This is a genomic window from Lactobacillus acidophilus (assembly GCF_034298135.1).
Taxonomy (GTDB): Bacteria; Bacillota; Bacilli; order Lactobacillales; family Lactobacillaceae; genus Lactobacillus; species Lactobacillus acidophilus.
The window spans coordinates 1,459,503-1,481,901 of sequence record NZ_CP139575.1 but is presented as its reverse complement, the minus strand read 5'-3'; the positions used below and the strand labels follow the sequence as shown (position 1 = coordinate 1,481,901).

Here is a 22,399-nt window from a genome sequence, read left to right as displayed (position 1 = left end):
ATAGTACATAAAAGTTAAAAGGTATCCTCGGAGAAAAAAGCAAAGAGGAAAATGAAATGTGTACTGAAGAGAAGTTAATTAATAAAGCAAAAATGGGTGATGATCAGGCATTAAAAGAATTGTTTTTCTTGTATAAACCATTAGTTAATTCAATTCTAAAGAAATATTACTTGCATCATTATGATCGTGATGATTGGGAGCAAGAAGCATTGATTATTTGTTACGAATCTGTAGTAGTTTTTTCTGGTAAAAAAGGAAGTTTTGGTAGTTTATATAAAACTAAGTTATCTAATCATGCTCGAACGTTAGTTAGGTATAATACTGCGTTGAGAAGACAAATATACAATCATTCTGTTTCTTTAGATAGTAATTTGTGTATACAAGAACCTGGACGAAGTGAATTGATAACGCCCGTTAAAACTATATATCATGAGTTTATCGAAAGCTTGTCTCGTCTGGAATTAATTGCGGTATTGACAATACTAGGCGAAATTAGTGTGGAATACGTAATTAATAATTTAAAAATAGAATATATGCAATTAGTTAGGGCGAGATCAAGAGCAATTCAGAAGATGAGAAATGTATTATTCTGATAGGTTTCAATGTATATTTGTATAAATTTGATTTTTTAGCTGATACTGAGAAAGTGAGGTATAATAAAAATGTAGAATATTTTAGGAGGTAATTTAAGATGGCAGACGAAATTATTAAGACTGCATTGTTAGACCGTCACATGAAGGAAGCTTTTGACTGGAGTGATTCTGATATGCCAGTTAGAGATGCCCTTTGGGACTACTTTATGGAAAAGAATGGTAGAGATACCATGAAGACGGAAGAAGATATGCTTCCATTTTTGAAAGACTCAGATGAAAAGATCGAAGCCTTCGTTAACGAAAATCTTAAGAAGTAAATCCAACTAAAAACAATGTTCTACGCACAGTGGTCACGCATGTTTGACCACCAAAACAGCTGCTTTTCGGTAGCTGTTTTTTTGTGCTCTAAATAAACTTTTGCTATACTTTTCAAAAATTATTGAAAGAGAATATATATGGGGAAGAAGAAACGAAAGAAAGTATTAAAAGAAGTCAAAGCGATTGAGGAAATAGTAGGTTTTTTATTTGAAAATACTACTTATTACTATTTAGATACTGTACCTGAAACTATTAATGCCGAATCTTCTTATTATGATGGTTATCAGACTTGGCGTGATAAATCTTATTTACCAGCTTTTGCAGAAGGGGCTACTAGAGTTGTTTTTGCCATGATGGAATATAATTATGCGGAAGTGTATTTAGAACCTGACTGTTGGCCCAAGAAAAAATCTAAGTATAGTAAGTATCTAGGTAAAAATATTCGTAATATTGGCTTTGATAAGCTGGAAAAAATTATTAAACATATAATTTTAAAATGGCAAGGAAAGTTAATTATAAAATTAATCGATAAAAAGCATCGAGAGTTTTTTATTGAAATTGCTGACGAATGGGAAACCAGTTTTTATAATTTAACAGGTAAAAATCTAAAATTAGTAAAAAAATTAGTACAAAGCGAAGGTTTATTTTTACAAAAAGTAAAAAATAGACGATGGGATTGGGATGATCTACCCAAGTCCTGGCAAGATAAATCTTATAAGAAATGGAAGAAGTTTTATCATAAGTAAAATGAAATATATTATTGGCATGGATGTTGGCACCACAGCAACTAAAGGCGTCCTTTACGACATAAATGGAAAAGCAGTAGCTTCTGTTAGTAAAGGTTATCCGTTGATTCAAACAAAAGTAGGGCAGGCCGAAGAAGATCCAAAATTAATTTTTGATGCAGTTCAAGAAATCATTTTTGATTTAACGCAAAAAATAGATGGAAAAATTGCGGCTATATCATGGTCGAGTCAAATGCACAGTTTGATTGGCTTAGGTTCAGATGATGAACTGTTAACTAATAGCATCACGTGGGCAGATAATTGTGCCAAAAGTATTGTCCAAGATGCAAAAAATAGGGGCTTCGCCCAGCAGATTTATCGTAAAACGGGAATGCCGATGCATCCCATGGCCCCAATTTATAAATTATTGTGGTTAAAAAATAAAAAAACAGAAGTATTTAGCCAAGCTCAAAAATGGATTGGGATTAAAGAATATATAATCTTCCGATTGACGGGAAAGTTAGTTACTGATACCACTATGGCTGCTGGTACAGGAATACTTAATCTTAAAACATTAACTTGGGATCAAGAATTATTAGATATTTTAAAAATAAAAAAAGAGCAACTCCCTAAGATAGCTCAGCCTACAAAAGTTATTTTTCCTATTAAAACAGAATATGTAAAAAAATTGGGAATAGATTCTGATACTAAAATTATTTTGGGAGCTAGCGATGGTTATTTGTCTACGATTGGCGTTAATGCAATCGATAGTGATCACTGTGCTTTAAATGTGGGAACATCGGGGGCGATTAGAACAATAGTTGATCAACCTAAAATAGATCCAAGTGCTAGTTACTTTTGTTATCCAGCTGATAAAACACATTATTTACTAGGTGGTCCAGTAAATAATGGAGGAATCGTATTTAATTGGGCTCGTCAAACTTTGTTTGATGCTGACGAAACGCCGCAAGATTTTCTTGATGTTGCTCAAACAGCTCCAGCGGGAAGTCGTAATTTGATCTTTTTGCCTTATTTAGGAGGAGAACGTGCTCCAATTTGGGATGCAAATGCACGTGGCTCATTTGTGGGATTAACTCGTATGCACCAAAAACCTGAAATGGCACGAGCGGTGATTGAAGGTATTATCTTTAACCTCTATGATGCTGCTTCTAATTTGATTAAAAATACTAAAAAACCAGTTGCAATTAATGCAACTGGGGGCTTTCTCAAGAGTGATTTTGTAAGACAACTTTGTGCTAATATTTTCAATGTTCCTATCGTTACTATGAAGGAACAACAGAGTGGAACACTAGCCGCTATGTTTTTAGCAAGACAGGCATTAGGACTCAATCAAGATCTAAGTGAGATCGGACAGTTTGCTCAAGCTGATAAAGTTTACTTTCCTAATCCAAAAGAAGCAGCCACTTATCAAAAACTATTTCCACTTTATTGTGAAATTAGGAATGCTTTGGCTGCTTCGTATGGTAAATTTTCTAATATAAATTAATCAGATAACTTTTTAATAGGCATCATTTCGATGTATCCCCTTGTTCCAATAGGCTCAAGCTGAATTTTAGGATTATTTTTGTCCCAAGTGTAGCCAATTGTTTTAGGATCATATTTTTTTATTGCAGATCTCACTTCTTCAATGATCTTGCCACAATCTTCTTCTGCAAACGGCTCACTTTGAAACATAAGGTATTTGGTAGCAGGAAGTTTAATAATATCAAAGCCTTTAGGAACCGGATCTTTGTAATCAAGATCTACTTCAACTCCTTGAATATATTCAGAAGTGTTAGGTTTTCTATATTTAGCGGGTAACCATAAACAAACAGGTTCTCCATTAATAGATTTTATGCTTTTAAGTAGTCCCCAAGTTTCACAGCCTACTTCGTCGCAATAGTCGAGATAGTCAGTAGCTTTAATACCGCGCTTGAGGATAACTTTTCTTTCAGGTTTATCAATAACTTGGATGAAAATATTTTTAGTGTTCATGGTAGTATCCTTTCTATGCTTGTTAGGCTTAAATTTTATGCCATAAGGATTAAATAAATAGATTGGAACAGGATGAGCAGCATATTCACTTGGATTACATTGAAATTCATGATAAAAAGCTCTTTGATAACCATCTACGCTTTTAAAACCACTTTCGAATACAATATCAGTAATTTTGCAATTATGATCGCGCAATTTTAGAGCAGTTTGTGCCAAACGTAAACGTCTAATGTATTTTGCAGGCGTCATATTTAGATAGTTAACAAATAGTCGATAAGAATACCAAGGTGAATATAGCGAAACTTTAGATAGAGCGGTAAGTGTAATCTGCTCATTTAAGTGCTCTTGGATATAGTCTTGCATGCGTTGAACTGCTTCGATTTGTTCCAATTTTCATTCCTCCTTATATGTTGTATTATGCCGGATTAATTTGGAAACTACTCGACTTATTTTGCCATAAAAAAATCTCTTCAGGAAAATATCTGAGGAGATTTTTAATTTTATATATTTTCTTAAGCGTTCTTAACATCTTCAACGATTTGATCAACAGTCATACGATTGTCTTTCAAAATATCGTTCAATGGTATTTGATCAGTATAAACACGCTTTTGACCGTAGTTTAAAACTTTAACGTCTTTATTGCCAAGATAAGAAGCAACTTTTTCACCAAAGCCACCGTCTAAAAGGTTGTCTTCAAGTGTAATGATAATTTTGTTTTCATCAGCCAATTTATCTAAGGCTTCTTTATCCAAGATGTTGGCAGAAATCGGGTTAACCAAACTTGCACCCAGTTTTTCAGTTACCTCTTTGCCCAGCATGTCATACATGTCACCTAAAGCTAAAACTGCAATATCTTTGCCAGGTTTGATGTCATATTTGATTTCTGAGTAATTACGCTTTACTTCTTCACCTACAGGAACTTTCTTAGTCGGCATTTTGATTGCTACAGGGTGTTTTCTTTGCTTAATAGCCCATTCCATCATATCTTTTTCCTCAGCTAAAGTAGTAGGAGCAAGGTAAATCCAGTTAGGCAAGTTAGAAATCATTACTTGGTCAAATACGCCGAGGTGAATTTTACTTGTGCCCGAAATACCACCACCTGCTACCATCATGACAACAGGTAAGTCATTAGCAGCTACATCGTGTGATAATTGGTCAAATGCACGTTGTAAGAAGGTTGAATTTTCAAATAATACTGGAATTGCGCCTTCCTTTGCCATACCTGCAGCAAAGGCAACAGATTCTTGTTCAGCAATACCTACATCATGGTAATTTTCAGGGTATTTGTCTTTAATTTCATCAAGTCCAAATACACCAGGAATTGCAGCATTGATAGCCATGATCTTTTCGCCGTTTTCAATATGTTCCTTCATCACATCCATTGCTACAGAAGTTGCACTTGGACTTTTTGGAGCTGGAACAGTTGACTTGTCAGTCTTTAAATCAAATGGCATTACCCAGTGGTGTGCTTCTTCATTGTCAATTGCAGGTTGGTAACCTTTACCTTTCAAGGTATTGATATGAAGTAAAATTGGATGATCTACATCTTTAACAGCCTTAAAAGCTTCAATCATCGATTTGATATCATTTCCGTCAGCGATGTAGCGGTAATCAAAACCCATAGCAGTAAATGGGTTTTCTTTAGTTTCACCATTTGAATCACGGAGCTTCTTTAATGCAGTAACCAGACCACCAACGTTGTCATCAATTGACATTTGGTTATCGTTTACTACTACGACTAAATTATGTGGTTCAATTGCAGCGTTGTTTAAGCCCTCGTAAGCAAGACCACCAGTCATTGAACCATCACCAATTAGGGCCATAATATTTTCATGTTCGCCCATTAAATCTCTGGCTTTAGCCATACCTGTTGCTAAAGCAATAGAAGTAGAGGTATGACCTACAGCATAGTAGTCATATGGGCTTTCGTCTGGATTAGTATAAGGAGTTACATCTTCGTAGTGCTCTGGATCAAGCCAAGCTAAAGCTCTACCAGTTAGCATTTTATGAGGGTATGTTTGGTGTGAGACGTCCCAAACAATTTTGTCTTTTGGTGCATTAAATACATAATGATAAGCAATACTTGCTTCAACGATTCCCAAATCTGGACCTAAGTGTCCACCTTTAGCAGCATCTTTTTCTAGAATTAGTGTCCGAATTTCTGTAGCTAATTCTTCCATTTCTGGAATAGTTAATTTTTTCAAATCTTTAGGACCAGAAACTTTATTTAATAAATATTCAGGATGTTTATTCATGAGAGTTTACCTTTCTAAAAATAATATGCAAACTTATTATAGATAAGTGAATTAAAGAATTAAAATATTTAGATATTATTGATGACTATTCCTTTTGATTATCAGTTTAGAATTGACGAGTTTGTTTTGACAGTATAAAATACACACTAAGTATGTGTTTTTATAAAGAAAGTTTGGAAGTGAGATTATGGCAGTGAAGAAGGCAGCCCTAGCTTGCAGCGTATGCGGGTCAAGAAACTACTCAATCACCGCAAGTAAGAATCGCACTCAGCGACTTGAACTTAAAAAGTTCTGCAAGCATTGCGGTAAAATGACGTTGCACAAGGAAACGAGGTAATAAAGCTAATGATTAAGTTTTTTAAGGGTGTAGCCCACGAAATGAAGTTGGTTACTTGGCCAACTGCAAAACAAAATAGACGTGATACAGTAACTGTTATCACAAGTTCAGTTTTGTTTGCCGTATATTTAGGTGCACTCGACTGGCTCTTTAGCTGGTTAACCCAAAAGATGTAATTCGGTAGCAATAATATAGAAAATACTGCTAATGCATGTTATAATAAGTAACAGCTTGAAGAAACCTCTGTGGGAGGTTTTTTTGTTTACCCAAAATTAAGGAGAATATTAACATGGTTGAAACTACTCAGAAGAAATGGTACGTTTTACATACTTATTCTGGCTATGAAGATAAAGTTAAGTCGGATTTGTTATCACGTGCTCAAAGTATGGGGATGCAAGATTACATTTTTCGTGTAATGGTTCCAGAAGAAGAAAAAGTTGAAACTGTTCGCGGTAAGAAACAAGAAGTTGAAGAAAAGATTTTTCCAGGTTACGTTTTAGTTGAAATGGTTATGACTGATGAAAGTTGGTTTGTTGTAAGAAATACACCTAACGTAACTGGTTTCGTTGGTTCACATGGTGGTGGTTCCAAGCCGTCACCACTTCTTGATGAAGAAGTAAGTCGTTTACTTAAGAATCAAGGACAACCTGCTAAAACTCCAACTGAAGACTTTGACATTGGTGAAACTGTAACTATTACTGAGGGTGCATTTAACGGCATGGTTGGTAAGATTACTGATATTCAACCAGATAAGTATAAATTATATGTTTCAGTTGATATGTTTGGTCGTGCTACTACTGCAGAACTTGATTATGATCAAGTTAAGAAGTTTGATGTTAACGATTAATCATAAATTTAGTTGTAATTATAATTAAACGATGGTATTCTAATACGGTACGTTTATTATTGTGGGAGGAGAAAAAAGGAAAATTCTCCATTTTAACCGCATCACGGAATCAAGGAGGTTTTGACCGTGGCAAAGAAAGTTATTAACGTAGTTAAGTTACAAATTCCAGCTGGCGCTGCAACCCCTGCACCTCCAGTTGGTCCTGCTTTGGGTCAAGCTGGTATTAACATTGTTGGTTTTACTAAAGACTTCAATGCTAGAACTGCTGATCAAAAGGGTATGATTATCCCTGTAGTTATTACTGTATATGAAGATCGTTCATTCGAATTCATTACTAAGACTCCACCAGCACCAGTTCTTTTAAAGCAAGCTGCTAAGATCGATAAGGCTTCAGGTGAACCTAACACCAAGAAGGTTGGTAAGGTAACCAAAGACCAAGTCAAGGAAATTGCTGAGACTAAGATGAAAGACCTTAACGCTGCTGATATTGAAGCTGCTATGCGCATGGTTGAAGGTACCGCTAGAAGTATGGGTATCGAAGTCGAAGACTAATCCTGTTATTTAGTTAACACATTAGGTGGGAGAGTTAAGAGAAGCTCGTTTGACCACATATACAAGGAGGAATTCACACATGCCAAAGCATGGTAAGAAATATTTAGATGCTGCCAAGAAGGTAGACTCAAATAAATTATACTCAGTAGCAGAAGCTATGAAACTTGTTAAGGAAACTTCATACGCAAACTTTGACGCTACTATTGATGTAGCTTACAACTTGAGCGTAGATCCTAAGCAAGCAGACCAACAAATTCGTGGTTCAATTGTTTTGCCAAACGGTACTGGTAAGACCCAAACTGTTGTAGTATTTGCTGAAGGCCCACAAGCTGAACAAGCTAAGGCTGCAGGCGCTGATTTTGTTGGTTCAGACGACTTGGTAGAAAAGATTCAAGGCGGCTGGTTAGACTTTGATGTTGTAGTTGCAACTCCAATGATGATGGCTAAGGTTGGTCGTTTAGGTCGTGTACTTGGACCTAAGGGATTGATGCCAAACCCTAAGACTGGTACTGTAACTATGGACATTGAAAAGGCTGTTAAGAACGTTAAGGCAGGTCAAGTAGAATACCGTGTTGACCGTCAAGCAGCTATCCACACTCCTATTGGTAAGGTATCATTTACTGAAGACCAATTAGTAGAAAACTTTGATGCTTTACGTGACGTAATTTTACGTGCTCGTCCAGCATCAGCTAAGGGTCAATACATTAAGAGTGTTGCTGTTTCAGCAACCTTTGGACCTGGTATCAAGCTTGATCCATTAAACTTAGACTAATTTAAATTAGATTAATAAAGGCGCCGCAATGTAGCGGGGCCTTTTTTTCTATGTTATCATTAATTGAACTTTGTAGAATCTAGATACTTTAAGGAGGAATGTTATGAAAAAGCATTCCATGGGAAAAATAATTGTTTTGTTGTTGCTAATGTTGGTTTGTACTGGCGGCTGTGCTAATAGTGGCTCTAGAATAACTATTGTTGGCTCAAGTGCAATGCAGCTTTTAGCTGAACAAGCTGGTAATGACTACCGTTTGAAGCATGCAGATAGTAATATCGTTGTTCAAGGTGGTGGATCAGGAACTGGTCTTAGTCAAGTTCAAGCTGGTGCTGTACAAATTGGTACATCAGATGTATTTGCTGAATCGCAAAAAGGGATTGATGCAAGTAAGCTTAGAGATTACAAAATTGCCGTGGTGGGAATTGTTCCAATTGTAAATAAAGGCGTGGGAGTAAAGAATGTTTCTAGCAAACAACTAGAACAAATTTTTACAGGTAAAATCACGAATTGGCGTCAACTCGGTGGAAAAAATGAGACTATTACTGTAATAAATCGTTCAAAGGGAAGTGGTACTAGAGGGACCTTTGAAGATATTATTTTACATGGTAAAAAGCCGATTAAATCTCAAGAACAGGATTCTAACGGTACTGTTAAAAAAATTGTAAATACCACACCAGGTACAGTTAGTTATTTATCATTTCCTTACGCAAATGATACTCACATTCAAAAATTAAGTATTGATCATGTAAAACCTACAAACAAAAATATCACTACAAATAAGTGGAAATTATGGTCATATGAGCATATGTATACAAAAGGAAAACCATCTAAAAAGGTAAGATCATTTATTGATTATATGCTGGGCAAACATGTTCAACAAAAACTTGTACCTAAGATCGGATATTTGAGTGTTAATGATATGAAGGTAACTCGTAATAGTAAAAATCAAGTTACACAAATAGGAAAATAATTCATGGATAAAAAAGATAAATTAAAAGAAGTTGTCAATCAGGCAATCGCTGAGCAACATGTTCCGCATGTTAAGCTGAAAAAGATTGGACCAGCTGATGTTGATATTGATAAGTTGACTAAGCCTTCTAAAGAAACTCATCAAGAATATTGGGGGAAAGGCTTAACTTATTTTGCTATTGGTTTAATTATTGTATTGGTTGTCTCAATTATTGGATTCGTAGGTTACCATGGGTTAGCTACTTTTATTGGCGATCATGTAAATGTATTCCATTTCTTAACTTCGACAGATTGGGATCCGGGTGACGGGAAGAATCATGTTGGTGCTGCCGTCATGATTGTTACTTCATTTGCAGTCACTCTTTTGTCGGCGCTGGTAGCAACACCGTTTGCTATTGCTATTGCATTATATATGACTGAATATTCTTCTAAAAAGGGGGCTAATTTCTTACAATCAGTAACTGAATTACTTGTAGGTATTCCATCCGTAGTTTATGGTTTCCTAGGATTGACTATTATTGTACCCGTAATCAGAAATATATTTGGTGGAACAGGATTTGGTATTTTAGCTGCAACTTTAGTTTTATTTGTAATGGTTTTACCAACGATTACTTCATTGACCGTTGATGCTTTAAAGGCAGTTCCTGGTCATTTTAGAAAAGCTTCAATGGCACTTGGAGCCACACATTGGCAAACGATTTATCGTGTTGTGCTTCGTGTAGCAACGCCAAGAATTTTGACAGCTGTAATCTTTGGGATGGCTAGAGCCTTTGGTGAAGCTTTGGCTGTACAAATGGTAATTGGTAATGCTGTTCTTATGCCATACAACTTAGTAAGCCCATCAGCAACTTTAACTAGTCAATTGACCAGTCAAATGGGTAATACAGTTATGGGTACATTGCCAAATAATGCATTATGGTCATTGGCATTACTACTTTTAATTATGTCTTTGGTCTTTAACTTCTTAGTTAAACTAGTAGGAAAGAAGGGACAAAAGTAGAAATGGATGCAAAAAAGAGAGATAAATTAGCAACAGCAATTATTTATATTTTTGTTGGGATTGTTGTCTTAATTCTTGCGGGTATTTTAGGGAATATCTTGATCACTGGTATTCCGCATTTGTCCTGGTATTTTTTAACTTCTGAAGCTTCATCATATAAAGCTGGTGGTGGAGTTAGAGATCAATTATTTAATTCACTTTATTTGTTAGTTTTAACTACAATTATTTCTTTACCAATAGCACTTGGTGCGGCAATATATTTAGCTGAATATGCTAAAGATACTTGGGTAACAAATTTAATTAGAACTACAATTCAAATTTTAAGTTCTCTTCCATCAATTGTTGTCGGCTTATTCGGTTATTTACTTTTTGTAGTTCAATTTGGCTTTGGCTTTTCAATTATTTCGGGTGCGCTAGCCTTAACTTTCTTTAACTTACCAATTTTAACAAGTAATATTGAAGAGGCACTTAAAGGTGTACCGCAAGCTCAGCGTGAAGCGGGGCTAGCTTTGGGATTATCTAATTGGAAAACAATTCGTGGTATTGTTTTGCCAGCAGCTCTTCCAGGTATTTTAACAGGAATTATTTTAAGTGCCGGACGTATTTTTGGTGAGGCTGCAGCCTTAATTTATACAGCAGGACAAAGTGGCTCAACTGTAAATTATGCGGATTGGAATCCGTTTAGCCCTACTAGTCCATTAAATGTAATGAGACCGGCAGAAACACTTGCAGTTCATATTTGGAAAGTAAATACTGAAGGTATTATTCCGGATGCAACGGTTGTTTCTGCAGCTACATCTGCATTATTAGTAATTGTGGTAATTGTATTTAATTTAGGTGCACGTTATTTAGGAAATAAATTGTACCGTAAATTGACTGCAGCTAAATAGGTGGTATGATGCAAGAATTAAAACAAAGCTATATCAAAACTTTTGATAAAGATGACGTGGCACTGTCTACAAATGATTTAAGTGTTTTGTACGGTGGTAAGGTTCAAAAGCTCTTTGATGCTAGTTTACAATTTAAGAAAAATACGATCACTGCTTTAATCGGTGCATCTGGATCAGGAAAATCTACTTTCTTACGTTCACTTAATAGAATGAATGATAAGGTGGCTACAGTAAACGGTGAAATTTGGTTTCATGGTTTAGATGTAAATAAGCCTAATATCAATGTTTATGAATTAAGAAAAAGTATTGGAATGGTATTTCAGCGTCCCAATCCTTTTCCTAAATCAATTAGAGAAAATATAGTTTACGCTTTAAAAGCAAATGGTAAGACTGACAAGCAGGAACTTGATAAGATAGTGGAAGAAAGTTTAAGAGCTGCTGCTTTGTGGGATGAAGTAAAAGATAAACTAGATAAGAGTGCTTTGGCGCTTTCTGGTGGGCAACAGCAACGTTTGTGTATTGCTAGAGCACTAGCTGTTCAACCACAAATTTTACTCTTAGATGAGCCAGCAAGTGCCTTAGATCCAGTATCAACTTCTAAATTGGAAGATACGCTCAAACAATTAAGAAGTAAATATACTATGGTTATGGTTACTCATAACATGCAGCAAGCTTCAAGAATTAGTGATTACACAGCATTTTTCCACTTGGGGCATGTAATTGAATATAATTCAACAGCAGAAATCTTCACTAATCCTAAAGGTAAAATTACTGAAGATTATATTCAAGGAAGTTTTGGTTAAAATGAAAACAATTATTTCAGCAAAAGATGTGCATTTGAGCTATGGCGATTATGAAGCACTTCATGGTATAAATCTTAATTTTAAAGAAAAAGAATTAACTGCGTTAATCGGACCATCAGGATGTGGTAAGTCTACATTTTTACGTTGTTTGAACCGAATGAACGATGATATTGAAAATATTAAAATCACCGGTGAAATTAAGTTTGAGGGACAAGATATCTATGGTTCGAAAATGGACTTAGTAGCCCTTAGAAAAAATGTAGGTATGGTTTTTCAGCAGCCAACTCCGTTTCCATTTTCTGTTTATGATAATGTAGCCTATGGGTTGAAAATTGCTGGTGTAAAAGACAAAGAATTGATTGACCAGCGAGTAGAAGAAAGTTTAAAACAAGCTGCTATTTGGAAAGAAACTAAAGATAATTTAAATCGTAATGCCCAAGCTTTTTCGGGAGGTCAACAACAAAGAATTTGTATTGCTAGAGCTTTGGCAATTAGACCTAAAGTGGTTTTGCTTGATGAACCAACTAGTGCGCTTGACCCAATTTCAAGTAGTGAAATTGAAGAAACATTAATGGATTTAAAACATCAGTACACTTTTATTATGGTTACACACAATTTACAGCAAGCAGGGCGTGTTTCAGATCAAACAGCATTTTTAATGAATGGTGATTTGGTTGAAGCCGGACCAACTGAAGAAATGTTTATTGCACCTAAGAAACAGATTACAAGTGACTATCTTAACGGTCGTTTTGGTTAAATTTTGAGGTATAAAGATGCACGAAATATTTTTAGATGAATTAAAAAAGTTAAACACAGAATTTATGGAGATGGGTGTTTTTGTTAATGATCAAATTGATCAAGCCACCCGTGCATTTGTTGATCATGATAAAAAAACAGCACAATCCATGGTCGATAATGAGGAAAAAATTCCTACTGAATCAATAGATATTCAAAAAAAAGCATTGAAATTAATGGCTTTACAACAACCAGTTGCTACTGATTTTAGAGTAGTTATTAGTATTTTGAAAGCTACAACTGATCTAGAACGAATTGGTGAAAATGCTATGAGTATTGCTCTTGAAACAATTCGTGTAAAGGGCAATCCGCGTATTCCTGAAGTTGAAGAAATTATTTCGAATATGACACATAATGTTCGTCACATGCTTATCCAAATTTTGACAGCTTATGTGCAAGACGATGAAAAAATGGCTAGAGATGTAGCTAGTCGAGATGAAATTATTGATCATGATTATGTTCGTGCTAGAAAGCTAATCGTGGACGGAATAGAGAGTGATCCCTCAAGAGCTGCAGCTTCGTCAAGTTACTTTGTAGTAACTAGATTATTAGAACGAATTGGCGATCACATTGTTAACTTAGCTAGTTGGGTGGTATACAAAACTACGGGTGAATTAGAAGAATTATTTAATCCCACCGAAACTAAGACAATATAGGTAAAAAGAAGAGTATATTTAATACTCTTCTTTTTGTTTATAACGTTATTTAATAAATTAAATAAGAAATCCATTTTACTTTTTCAATTAAAAGTCCATAATGAAGAGGAAACGTTGAAAGCGTTAAATAACAGATCTGTTATTTAAACTGTAGGATATAGTTTCATCGTAAGGAGAAAAATATGGTTACGATATTAATAAACGACATTATACCAATTTTGGTAATTATGTTGTTAGGATATGTGTGTGGTAAATTCACATTCTTTGACGATGATCAACGTCAAGGATTGAATAAACTGGTTTTAAACATTGCTTTACCAGCGGCTTTATTTATTTCAATTGTTAAAGCTACGCGTAAGATGTTTGCGCAAGATATAGTTTTAACATTGATCTCATTGATCGGTGTTACTGGTTTATTCATGCTCAGTTATTATTTGGATAAACTGATGTTTCACAGATCAACGCAAGAAGCTGCGGTTTGTGCATTGATTGCTGGTTCACCAACTATTGGATTTTTGGGTTTTGCGGTTCTTGATCCAATTTACGGAAACAATGCAACAACTAACTTAGTTATTGGAATTGTTTCTATTGTTGTTAATGCTGTAACTATTCCTTTAGGTTTGTCTTTAATTAACAGAGGACAAGCTGCTTTAAAGGAAAAGGCAAAGGCTAAGAAGAATAATGGTGGTACTGAAGTAGAAGTTAAATTACCGCAAAAAGGTACTACTGTTAAGAAGGTCAAGAAGGTTACTGTTCCTGATGACGTACCTGTTAGTGATGAAGAAGCTAAAGCTCTTAGTGAAGTTGGTATTCAACGTGAAATTGATTTAGTCCATGCAGAATTTGATGATCACGCCGGAGAAAGCAACGGTAAACATATGAATCCAACTTTAAAATCAATTCTTGATGCGATTAAGAAACCAGTTGCAGCTGCTCCACTTATTGCGGTTATCTTTGTTTTGATTGGAATTAGAGTTCCTAGTTCATGGGCCCCTACATTTGATTTGATTGCTAAAGCTAATGCTGGTGTTGCTGTTTTAGCTGCCGGTTTAGCTTTATCAACTGTTAAATTCTCAATTGATAAAGAAGTTATTTGGAACACATTCTTCCGTCTATTTTTAACTCCTGCGATTATCGTAGCTGCTGCATATTTATGTGGTATGGGTTCAGATCCACAAAAGATTTCAATGCTTTGTTTAGCAACTGGTTTACCACCTGCATTTTCAGGAATTATTATTTCCAGTCGTTACAACATTTATGTTAAGGAAGGGGCAAGTTCAGTTGCCGTTTCAACTGTATTCTTTGCAGTAAGTTGTATCTTTTGGATTTGGGCTTTGCCACTTATTGCCAACGTTTTCCATTAATTGAATAATTAGAATAAGAAACGGATCTGTAAAACAGATCCGTTTTTGTGTGTACTTATTTTTGCTTTTGATCTTTAATGGGGATGCAACCAGCGATAAAAATAGCACTGCCGATAATTAACCAGGCATTATTTTGAAACATATAAGAAAAGTTAGCGATTAAAATTCCAGCTATGATAATGATCCAGTCGATAAATAATAAAAGCCGCTGCTTGGAATTCAAAATTTGCATACTTTGAGAAATACTTATAATTGCTTGTACAACAACTATTAGTGCTAAAAGCATCCAAATTAAATTGGAAATAAAATTTTTAGGATTTTGAATAATACTTTCGATACTAATAAATAAAACAGTAATACCAAGTAGTAAAAATAGAATATTACGTAATTTAATTAAAATACGTTGTTTGCGTTCTTGATCAGTCATTGTTCTCTCCAATCTTTTTTCTTAATCTTACATACTTTTTAGTAATTTGTAAATTTATCCTTGCTATCTTTGATAATGCCTGCTACAATAGTTAATTGTAAATTCTACCTAAGACTCGGGTGGCATGACGCCTCAAAATCCCGCCGAGGCCAGAAGATAATGAAGATTTTTATGCTCCATGTCTTTCGGCATGGAGTTTTTGCTTTAAAAGGCCTTATAGAATTTATTAATGCGATTATGGAGGTGAAATTAATTGAGTAAAGCTGCTATTGCTGAAAAGGAAAAGCTCGTTGATGCATTTGCTGAAGAACTTAAAGCTGCTAAGGCTATCTTAGTAATCAACTACCTTGGTTTAACTGTTGAAGAAGTTACTAACATGCGTAAGGATCTTCGTGATAACGATGTTAAGATGAAGGTTATCAAGAATACTTACTTAAGACGTGCTGCTGCTAAGGCTGGTATCGAAGGTCTTGATGATACTTTTGTAGGTCCTACTGCTGTTATCTACACTGATAACGCTGATGATATCACTGAACCAGCTCGTATCGTTTCTAAGTACGAAGACGATTTCGATGTTATCGAAATCAAGGGTGGTATGCTTGAAGGTAAGTTGACTTCTAAGGAAGAAATCAAGGAACTTGCTTCAATTCCAGGCCGCGAAGGTTTGCTTTCAATGCTTGTTTCTGTATTGCAAGCTCCTGTCCGCGACTTCGCTTATGCTGTTAAGGCTGTTGCTGAATCTAAGGATGAAGACTCAGCTGAATAATAAAAAATATATTTAATATCTAAATTCTAATTTTTCGGAGGATACTTAAATGGCTTTAGATACTGAAAAGATTATTGAAGAATTAAAGGGTGCTTCAATTCTTGAATTGAACGACCTTGTAAAGGCTATTGAAGACGAATTTGACGTTACTGCTGCTGCTCCAGTTGCTGCTGCAGGTGCTGCAGGTGCTGCAGAAGCTAAGTCAAGTTTCGATGTTGAATTGACTGAAGCTGGTCAAGAAAAGGTTAAGGTTATTAAGGTTGTACGTGATATCACTGGTCTTGGCCTTAAGGACTCAAAGGACCTTGTTGATGGTGCTCCTAAGAACGTTAAGGAAGGCGTTTCAGAAGACGAAGCTAACGACATCAAGGCTAAGCTTGAAGAAGTTGGCGCAACTGTAACCCTTAAATAATTACAGCCCAACTGGGCATTTGAATAGGCTCTTCGCTATGTGCGGAGAGCTTATTTTTTTGTATAATTAATTTATGATGATAAATATGAATAGAAAAATAACTACTTATCAGTGGTGGATCGCTACTTTAGCAATTGTATCTATTTTTTTGATTATATTGGATTTTGCGGCAGTAATTGATATCAATATTCCTACCAGCAAATGGTTTTGGATAAATGATGGAATTGTTGTTTATTTTGCTATTAATTATTTTTATCATTTAAGTAAGTCGAATGATAAGAAAACCTTTTTTAAAAATCATATCTATGATTTATTGATTATTATTCCAATAGGAATGTTATTTGTTGTTTTGAATGCATTTAATTTGTCTAGTTTGGTATCATATTTGAGGCTTTTACGTTTAATCCGCCTAGCAGGTTTAATGGGAAAACTAAGACAAATCTTTCATACTAATGGTTTATGGTATGTGGTATTTTTTACAATTACATTTTTACTTGTAGGGGCGGAAGCTTTTGCAATAAGTGAACATGTATCATTGGATACCGCATTCTGGTGGGTTTTATCCACTGCATCTACAGTAGGATATGATGGAATATTTGGTAAGACAATACCACCGCATAGTATTGTAGGGAAATTTGTTACTTTAGTGATGATGTTATTAGGAATTGGAATTGTAGGGATGCTGACATCATCTATAACATCGTATTTAGTACGTAGAACTAATGGTGCTAATACACTAGAGACACATGATAATATTGAGTTGATTTTAAAAAAGTTAGATGATATTGAACAACAAAATAAAGAATTAACTTATCAGAATAAAAAACTACAGGCGGAAATTCAAACATTAAAGGGAGAAAAGAATCCTCCTAATGAGTTACATAAGATAAAAAACTGGCTTGAGAATAAAAAGGAAAAATAAAATGAGTAAACAAGAAAATCAGATGTATTTTGCTACAGATCCTACTGCTAAGCATGATGAACATATAATAGATTATCACGTAGACGGTATAGATTTAAAATTTAATACTGATGCGGGCGTCTTTTCAAAGATGCGAGTTGATTATGGTAGTGGCGTTTTAATTAAGGCAATGAAAGATATTAGTTTTCCTAAAGCTAATATCTTAGATGTTGGTACAGGGTATGGTCCAATTGGATTATTTGCCGCTAAATTTTGGCCTGATCAAGAAGTAGATATGATTGATGTCAACGAACGTGGACTTAATTTGGCACGTGAGAATGCCAAAGTTAATAATATTGAAAATGTAAATATTTATGCTTCTAATTGTTATGAACAAATAGATAATGATAAAAAATTTGGGTTAATATTAACAAATCCACCAATTAGGGCTGGTAAAAAAGTGGTAAATGAAATTTTAATTGGAGCAAATGAACATTTAGTGAGTGGCGGCGTGCTTTTAGTAGTCATTCAAAAAAAGCAAGGAGAACCTAGTGCACGTAAGAATATGATAAATACTTATGGTAATTGTGAAATTTTAACAAGAGATAAAGGGTATTATATCTTAAAATCTATTAAAAATTAAATAAATTAAAAAGTATAAAAACCTTATGAGAACGGTATTAGAGTTCGCTCAAAAGCTTTATTTTGTTGAATAATCTCAATATAATATAGTTATAGAAAACAAGAGTATGTGAATATGTGAAGAGGTTATTAACAATGAAAAAGGCTTGGAAATATGTAGTTGCCGTTCTAATCGTGATAGTTGGAGTATTTATGTTGGGTATGATTTCAGGAGATAATGAAACTGCTGCACCAGCAGGCATTGCTGCATTATATCTTATTTTGTCAGGTATTTTCTTCTATCATAACTTTAGAAATCGCAATATTAGTAATTTATAATTTAAAGGTTGCTAAGACTGATCAGGATGATCAGTCTATTTTTTTGCTAAAATAAGTTATAGCAAAATACGAATGAGAGGGATTTTAATGCTTTCTAGCGACGAAAAAAAGACATATATGCAATTAGCTATAGATAAAGCAAAAGAAGCTGAAAAACAAGGAGAAGTCCCAATTGGAGCAGTTGTAGTAGATCCAACGGGAAAAATTGTTGGGACAGGCTATAATAGACGAGAATTAGATGAAGATTCAACGCAGCATGCAGAGATGATTGCAATAAAAGAAGCATGTAAAAATTTGGGGATGTGGCGATTAATAGATTGTAGTTTATTTGTGACTTTAGAACCATGTCCAATGTGTGCGGGTGCAATAATTAATTCTAGAATAAAAGATGTTTATTTTGGTGCACTAGATCCAAAAGCAGGAGCTTGCGGATCCGTAGTAGATTTATTTGCAGTTGAAAGATTTAATCATCATCCGCATGCCATTCGTGGATTATATCGTGATCAATGTGCCCAAATGTTAAAAGATTTTTTTAGAGCAATTCGTGAAAAACAAAAGCAAGCAAAGAATGCTCAGAAAACTGAAAATAATTAATTTTTTAGAGCAAGAAACTAGCAAATTTTTCCAAAATACGTTATCATACTTGATGGGCAATGTTTGACCTCTGAATCGTGTCAGGACCGGAAGGTAGCAGCACTAAGGTTGTTCAGGCATGTGCCTTTTATTAGAAATTAACAAGCTCTTAGCTCTTTTAGAGTTAGGAGCTTTTTTACTAGGGAAGAGAATTTATGGCTTATCAAGCGCTATATCGTAAATGGCGACCACGGACTTTTGATAGTGTGATTGGTCAAGAAGCGATTACAGATACCCTTAAGAATGCAATTAAAAGAGGAAAAGTATCTCATGCTTTTTTATTTGCAGGTCCGCGAGGTACTGGTAAAACTTCTTGTGCAAAGATATTTGCTAAAGCGTTGAACTGTACTAATCTTCAAGATGGTGAGCCCTGCAATGAATGCGCTAATTGTATTGCAGCTAATGAGGGTTCAATGCCTGATATCATGGAAATTGATGCCGCTTCAAATAACGGTGTTGATGAAATTCGTGAAATTCGTGATAAGGTAAAATATGCTCCAACAGAAGGAAAATATAAAGTTTATATTATCGATGAAGTTCACATGTTGTCGATTGGTGCATTTAATGCTTTACTTAAAACGTTAGAAGAACCACCAGAGCATGTGGTGTTCATTTTGGCAACAACGGAGTTGCAAAAAGTACCAGCTACGATTATTTCAAGAACACAACGTTACAACTTTAAGCGTATTTCAAAAGAAGATCTAGAAAATAGGATGAAATATATTCTAGATCAAGAAAATATTAAATATGAAGTTAAAGCTTTGAATGTAATCGCACAAGTAGCCGATGGGGGAATGAGAGATGCCCTCAGTATTCTAGATCAGTTGCTTAGCTATGAAAAAGATAGTGTGAATTATGAAGATGCATTACAAATAACTGGTTTTGCGGCAAGAGAAAATATTGAGAAAATTTTGTTAGCATTATTAGAGCAAAATTCTGTTAATGCATTAAAATTAGCTCAAGAATCCTTGGATCAAGGTGCGAGTTCCAAAAACATATTAGATGAATTGATCGACATGGCTACTAAGAGCTTAATGGTGATTAAAGCTAATGAAGATCAAGGGGCATTTTTAACAGAGAATTTTATTGAAAAAATCAAAGATGTGCCAACGGATACTTATTATCGCCTGATTACTCTTGCTAATAATGCATTAAATGATTTGCGTTACACTAATCAACAACAAATACCATTAAAGGTATTTTTAGTGGAAGCAAGTAGTAATGTTCAAGAAAAAACAAGTAAGAGTGTTTCAGCTGCTGTAGTGCAACCGCCTGCTGATTCAAGTGCGATGCAAGCAGAACTAGCTGCATTAAAAAAGCAGGTAGTTGAATTGACGCAAAAAATGACACAGCTAACTGATCGACCTAGCTTCAATAAAGATCAAGTTTTTCATTTGGATACGGCTGTGCCTAAGCATGTGCATAAAATTGTAGAAAAACAACAGGCAGCACCAGTTAAGAAGCCGGTCAAAAAAATCAAAAAAACCACAGCAGAAAACCGCAAACAGGTTTATCATGTTCTTGAGCATGCAACTAGGGATGATCTAGAAGCTATCAAAAATGTATGGCCAGATTTGCAATCTGTACTTGCTGTTTCAGAAAGAGCATTGCTTGATGTTCTTGAGCCTGTGGCAGCTAGTCCAGATCAGGTTGTAATGAAGTGTAAATATACATTATGGTTTGAAAATGCTAGCTCGGACAGTGATTTATTAGATAAATTGACAGATCAAATTGAAAAATTCGCTAAGCATTATTATGGAATTGTTTTAGTTCCAGATGAAGATTGGTTAACAGTAAGGAAAGAATTTGTTGAAAGTCATAAAGAGGAATTACTGGCTAAAAAAAAGCAGCAAATTGAAGATAAAGATGCAGAATCAAAAGAAGACATCAAAGTAGTTGATACGGCAAAAGAACTTTTTGGTGATGCAGTTACTATAAAAGATTAATAAGGAGCTGGTTAACAGTTAATAAAAATATAGAAATATGTAGAAATTTATAGATGAAAACAAAAGATTAAGCTTATTTAGAAAGTTAAACATGGAAAATAAGCTTTGATTCAATATTTACTTGTTTTGCTTCGTCTTCTTAGATAAACTTATGTTTGCATTCTGGGAGGTGAAGCAATGATTAAAACACAAGTAGTAAAGCTAAAAGTTAATAAGACCATGCAAAAGCATCTTGATGCTTTGTGCGACTATCGGCGATACTGCTGGAATAAAGGCTTAGAAACTTGGCAATTAATGTATGAAGCTCATACACTAAACAAAAAAGATAATCCCAGTCCTAACGAACGCAGAGTCCGCGATGAACTAGTCACAAATAAAGCTGACTGGCAATATGATTTGTCTGCCAGATGTTTACAATTAGCGATTAAAGACTTAGCTAATGCTTGGAAGAATTTCTTTGATAAGGCTCAACCTGATTGGGGAATACCTAGTTTTAAATCAAAGAAATCTCCCAGACAAGGCTTTAAAACTGATAGGGCTAAGATTGTTAATGGCAAGCTTCGACTTGATCGTCCAAGAAGTATTTCAAAAGACTCTTGGCATGATCTATCAAGCTATGAAGTTTTAAAGATGAGTGAAGTCAAAGTAGTAAGTATCTTCAAAGAAAAAGGAGCTTATTATGCGGCCCTTACCTACGAAGAAGAGCCTATTTCAAAAACTAAAACTCATCAAAAGACAGCAGTTGATGTCAATGTCGGTCACTTTAATTACACAGATGGCAAAATTAATGTTTTGCCTGCTAAATTGCAAAAGCTTTATAAGCGCATTAAGCATTATCAAAGAATGCTGGCACGTAAAAGAGAAGTTAACGGTAAGTTAGCTACAAAATCAAATAATTACTATGCAGTGAGAATCAAATTGCAAAGAGATTATCGCAAGGTAGCTAATATCCAAAATGATCTTTTACAGCAGTTCACTACTAAGCTTGTAGATAATTACGACCAAATTGTAATTGAAGATTTAGCAGTAAAGCAAATGATGATGACCCATGTAGCTTCCAAAGGAATGCAGAGATCGCTGTTTAGTAGATTTAGGCAGATATTAACTTATAAGTGTAATTGGTATGGCAAAGAATTGATCTTAGCTGATAAAACATACCCATCAACTCAAAGATGTGCTGCGTGCGGTTATGTCAAAAAAGGCGAGGAAAAGATCACTTTGCAAGGTAACAAAAAGCATGGTACCAAACATAATGAATATATCTGTTATGAGTGTGGCTACAAGAACGATCGAGATAAAAATGCGGTTTTAAATCTTTTAGCTTTAGCAAGATAAAAAGAAATAAAGACAACGGGGCTGGCTAAGCCCTTAAACTGTAAGAGCTGGTCAATGTGATTACTCCCAAGTGGAATATCAGAATACTAGTGAAGACGACAGTAAGTGAAACAAAGAAAGGAAAAATATATCTTTCTGATATGTAGAA

27 protein-coding genes, 1 other RNA gene and 1 other annotated feature are annotated in these 22,399 nt (G+C 34.8%); of the genes, 25 read left to right on the top strand and 3 right to left on the bottom strand.

Annotated elements, in window-relative coordinates; all coding sequences use genetic code 11:
• Positions 1 to 56: 56 nt before the first annotated feature.
• From SO785_RS07030 to SO785_RS07015, 4 genes are all read left to right on the top strand, one after another.
• On the top strand, positions 57 to 593 hold the full coding sequence (locus tag SO785_RS07030) for a DNA-directed RNA polymerase subunit sigma (protein ID WP_011254124.1): 537 nt from the start codon (positions 57 to 59) through the stop codon (positions 591 to 593).
• A 98-nt stretch (positions 594 to 691) separates the two neighbouring features.
• Complete coding sequence (locus tag SO785_RS07025; protein ID WP_003549087.1) at positions 692 to 910, top strand: P8 family protein; 219 nt, start codon at positions 692 to 694, stop codon at positions 908 to 910.
• A gap of 138 nt (positions 911 to 1,048) precedes the next feature.
• Entirely contained in the window at positions 1,049 to 1,657 is a 609-nt protein-coding gene (locus SO785_RS07020; RefSeq protein ID WP_003549088.1) for a hypothetical protein, read from the top strand.
• 1 nt (position 1,658) lies between these two features.
• A complete protein-coding gene (locus SO785_RS07015; RefSeq protein WP_003549089.1) occupies positions 1,659 to 3,143 on the top strand; it encodes a gluconokinase in 1,485 nt (494 codons plus the stop codon).
• Here SO785_RS07015 and SO785_RS07010 read toward each other — a convergent pair.
• Both SO785_RS07010 and SO785_RS07005 read right to left on the bottom strand, forming a co-directional pair.
• On the bottom strand, positions 3,140 to 4,021 hold the full coding sequence (locus tag SO785_RS07010; protein ID WP_003549090.1) for a helix-turn-helix domain-containing protein: 882 nt from the start codon (positions 4,019 to 4,021) through the stop codon (positions 3,140 to 3,142). The two genes, SO785_RS07015 and SO785_RS07010, sit on opposite strands and share 4 nt — an antisense overlap.
• Positions 4,022 to 4,143: 122 nt before the next feature.
• Positions 4,144 to 5,886: a 1-deoxy-D-xylulose-5-phosphate synthase gene (locus tag SO785_RS07005; RefSeq protein WP_003549091.1), complete on the bottom strand. Its 1,743-nt coding sequence runs from the start codon at positions 5,884 to 5,886 to the stop codon at positions 4,144 to 4,146.
• A 187-nt stretch (positions 5,887 to 6,073) separates the two neighbouring features.
• Here SO785_RS07005 and rpmG point away from each other — a divergent pair, with 187 nt between their 5' ends.
• The 12 genes from rpmG (at position 6,074) to SO785_RS06945 (ending at position 14,871) form a co-directional block, all read left to right on the top strand.
• Positions 6,074 to 6,223, top strand: coding sequence for a 50S ribosomal protein L33 (gene rpmG / locus SO785_RS07000; RefSeq protein ID WP_003549092.1), 150 nt, complete (start codon positions 6,074 to 6,076; stop codon positions 6,221 to 6,223).
• Positions 6,224 to 6,231: 8 nt separating this feature from the next.
• Positions 6,232 to 6,399: a preprotein translocase subunit SecE gene (gene secE / locus SO785_RS06995; protein WP_003549093.1), complete on the top strand. Its 168-nt coding sequence runs from the start codon at positions 6,232 to 6,234 to the stop codon at positions 6,397 to 6,399.
• 113 nt (positions 6,400 to 6,512) lie between these two features.
• Complete coding sequence (gene nusG / locus SO785_RS06990) at positions 6,513 to 7,070, top strand: transcription termination/antitermination protein NusG (RefSeq protein WP_003549094.1); 558 nt, start codon at positions 6,513 to 6,515, stop codon at positions 7,068 to 7,070.
• A gap of 126 nt (positions 7,071 to 7,196) precedes the next feature.
• Positions 7,197 to 7,622: a 50S ribosomal protein L11 gene (gene rplK, locus SO785_RS06985; protein WP_003549095.1), complete on the top strand. Its 426-nt coding sequence runs from the start codon at positions 7,197 to 7,199 to the stop codon at positions 7,620 to 7,622.
• Between the two features lie 79 nt (positions 7,623 to 7,701).
• The gene (gene rplA, locus SO785_RS06980) at positions 7,702 to 8,394 is read left to right on the top strand and encodes a 50S ribosomal protein L1 (RefSeq protein ID WP_003549096.1); all 693 of its coding nucleotides are present in this window, start codon (positions 7,702 to 7,704) and stop codon (positions 8,392 to 8,394) included.
• 103 nt (positions 8,395 to 8,497) lie between these two features.
• Positions 8,498 to 9,364 carry a phosphate ABC transporter substrate-binding protein gene (locus SO785_RS06975; protein ID WP_011254125.1) on the top strand — a complete coding sequence of 289 codons (867 nt, stop codon included), beginning with the start codon at positions 8,498 to 8,500 and terminating at the stop codon, positions 9,362 to 9,364.
• Positions 9,365 to 9,367: 3 nt separating this feature from the next.
• Positions 9,368 to 10,363: a phosphate ABC transporter permease subunit PstC gene (pstC, locus tag SO785_RS06970; protein WP_003549098.1), complete on the top strand. Its 996-nt coding sequence runs from the start codon at positions 9,368 to 9,370 to the stop codon at positions 10,361 to 10,363.
• A gap of 2 nt (positions 10,364 to 10,365) precedes the next feature.
• Positions 10,366 to 11,253, top strand: coding sequence for a phosphate ABC transporter permease PstA (pstA, locus tag SO785_RS06965; RefSeq protein WP_003549099.1), 888 nt, complete (start codon positions 10,366 to 10,368; stop codon positions 11,251 to 11,253).
• 5 nt (positions 11,254 to 11,258) lie between these two features.
• Entirely contained in the window at positions 11,259 to 12,056 is a 798-nt protein-coding gene (gene pstB, locus SO785_RS06960) for a phosphate ABC transporter ATP-binding protein PstB (RefSeq protein WP_011254126.1), read from the top strand.
• 1 nt (position 12,057) lies between these two features.
• Positions 12,058 to 12,813, top strand: coding sequence for a phosphate ABC transporter ATP-binding protein PstB (gene pstB, locus SO785_RS06955; RefSeq protein WP_003549101.1), 756 nt, complete (start codon positions 12,058 to 12,060; stop codon positions 12,811 to 12,813).
• Positions 12,814 to 12,829: 16 nt separating this feature from the next.
• Positions 12,830 to 13,507 carry a phosphate signaling complex protein PhoU gene (gene phoU / locus SO785_RS06950; RefSeq protein ID WP_003549102.1) on the top strand — a complete coding sequence of 226 codons (678 nt, stop codon included), beginning with the start codon at positions 12,830 to 12,832 and terminating at the stop codon, positions 13,505 to 13,507.
• 182 nt (positions 13,508 to 13,689) lie between these two features.
• Positions 13,690 to 14,871, top strand: a complete 1,182-nt coding sequence (locus SO785_RS06945; protein WP_003549103.1) for an AEC family transporter — start codon at positions 13,690 to 13,692, stop codon at positions 14,869 to 14,871.
• A gap of 55 nt (positions 14,872 to 14,926) precedes the next feature.
• Here SO785_RS06945 and SO785_RS06940 read toward each other — a convergent pair whose 3' ends face one another.
• Positions 14,927 to 15,298, bottom strand: a complete 372-nt coding sequence (locus tag SO785_RS06940; RefSeq protein ID WP_003549104.1) for a hypothetical protein — start codon at positions 15,296 to 15,298, stop codon at positions 14,927 to 14,929.
• An 89-nt stretch (positions 15,299 to 15,387) separates the two neighbouring features.
• Positions 15,388 to 15,509: a sequence feature (ribosomal protein L10 leader region), on the top strand.
• A 42-nt stretch (positions 15,510 to 15,551) separates the two neighbouring features.
• On the opposite strand from SO785_RS06940, the gene rplJ reads away from it, so the two are divergent.
• The 9 genes from rplJ (at position 15,552) to SO785_RS06895 (ending at position 22,251) form a co-directional block, all read left to right on the top strand.
• Entirely contained in the window at positions 15,552 to 16,064 is a 513-nt protein-coding gene (rplJ, locus tag SO785_RS06935; protein ID WP_003549105.1) for a 50S ribosomal protein L10, read from the top strand.
• Positions 16,065 to 16,113: 49 nt separating this feature from the next.
• Positions 16,114 to 16,476, top strand: coding sequence for a 50S ribosomal protein L7/L12 (gene rplL / locus SO785_RS06930; protein ID WP_011254128.1), 363 nt, complete (start codon positions 16,114 to 16,116; stop codon positions 16,474 to 16,476).
• Positions 16,477 to 16,561: 85 nt separating this feature from the next.
• On the top strand, positions 16,562 to 17,398 hold the full coding sequence (locus SO785_RS06925; RefSeq protein WP_015613298.1) for an ion transporter: 837 nt from the start codon (positions 16,562 to 16,564) through the stop codon (positions 17,396 to 17,398).
• Position 17,399: 1 nt separating this feature from the next.
• Complete coding sequence (locus tag SO785_RS06920) at positions 17,400 to 18,020, top strand: class I SAM-dependent methyltransferase (protein WP_011254130.1); 621 nt, start codon at positions 17,400 to 17,402, stop codon at positions 18,018 to 18,020.
• A gap of 134 nt (positions 18,021 to 18,154) precedes the next feature.
• On the top strand, positions 18,155 to 18,337 hold the full coding sequence (locus SO785_RS06915) for a hypothetical protein (protein ID WP_015613299.1): 183 nt from the start codon (positions 18,155 to 18,157) through the stop codon (positions 18,335 to 18,337).
• A gap of 87 nt (positions 18,338 to 18,424) precedes the next feature.
• Complete coding sequence (gene tadA, locus SO785_RS06910; RefSeq protein WP_021874023.1) at positions 18,425 to 18,931, top strand: tRNA adenosine(34) deaminase TadA; 507 nt, start codon at positions 18,425 to 18,427, stop codon at positions 18,929 to 18,931.
• Positions 18,932 to 18,979: 48 nt separating this feature from the next.
• Positions 18,980 to 19,066: signal recognition particle sRNA small type (gene ffs, locus SO785_RS06905), an RNA gene on the top strand.
• Positions 19,067 to 19,125: 59 nt separating this feature from the next.
• Positions 19,126 to 20,916 (top strand): DNA polymerase III subunit gamma/tau, encoded by a 1,791-nt coding sequence (gene dnaX / locus SO785_RS06900; protein WP_003549111.1) that lies wholly within the window; start codon positions 19,126 to 19,128, stop codon positions 20,914 to 20,916.
• Positions 20,917 to 21,093: 177 nt separating this feature from the next.
• Entirely contained in the window at positions 21,094 to 22,251 is a 1,158-nt protein-coding gene (locus tag SO785_RS06895; protein WP_011254133.1) for an RNA-guided endonuclease InsQ/TnpB family protein, read from the top strand.
• Positions 22,252 to 22,399 lie beyond the last annotated feature (148 nt).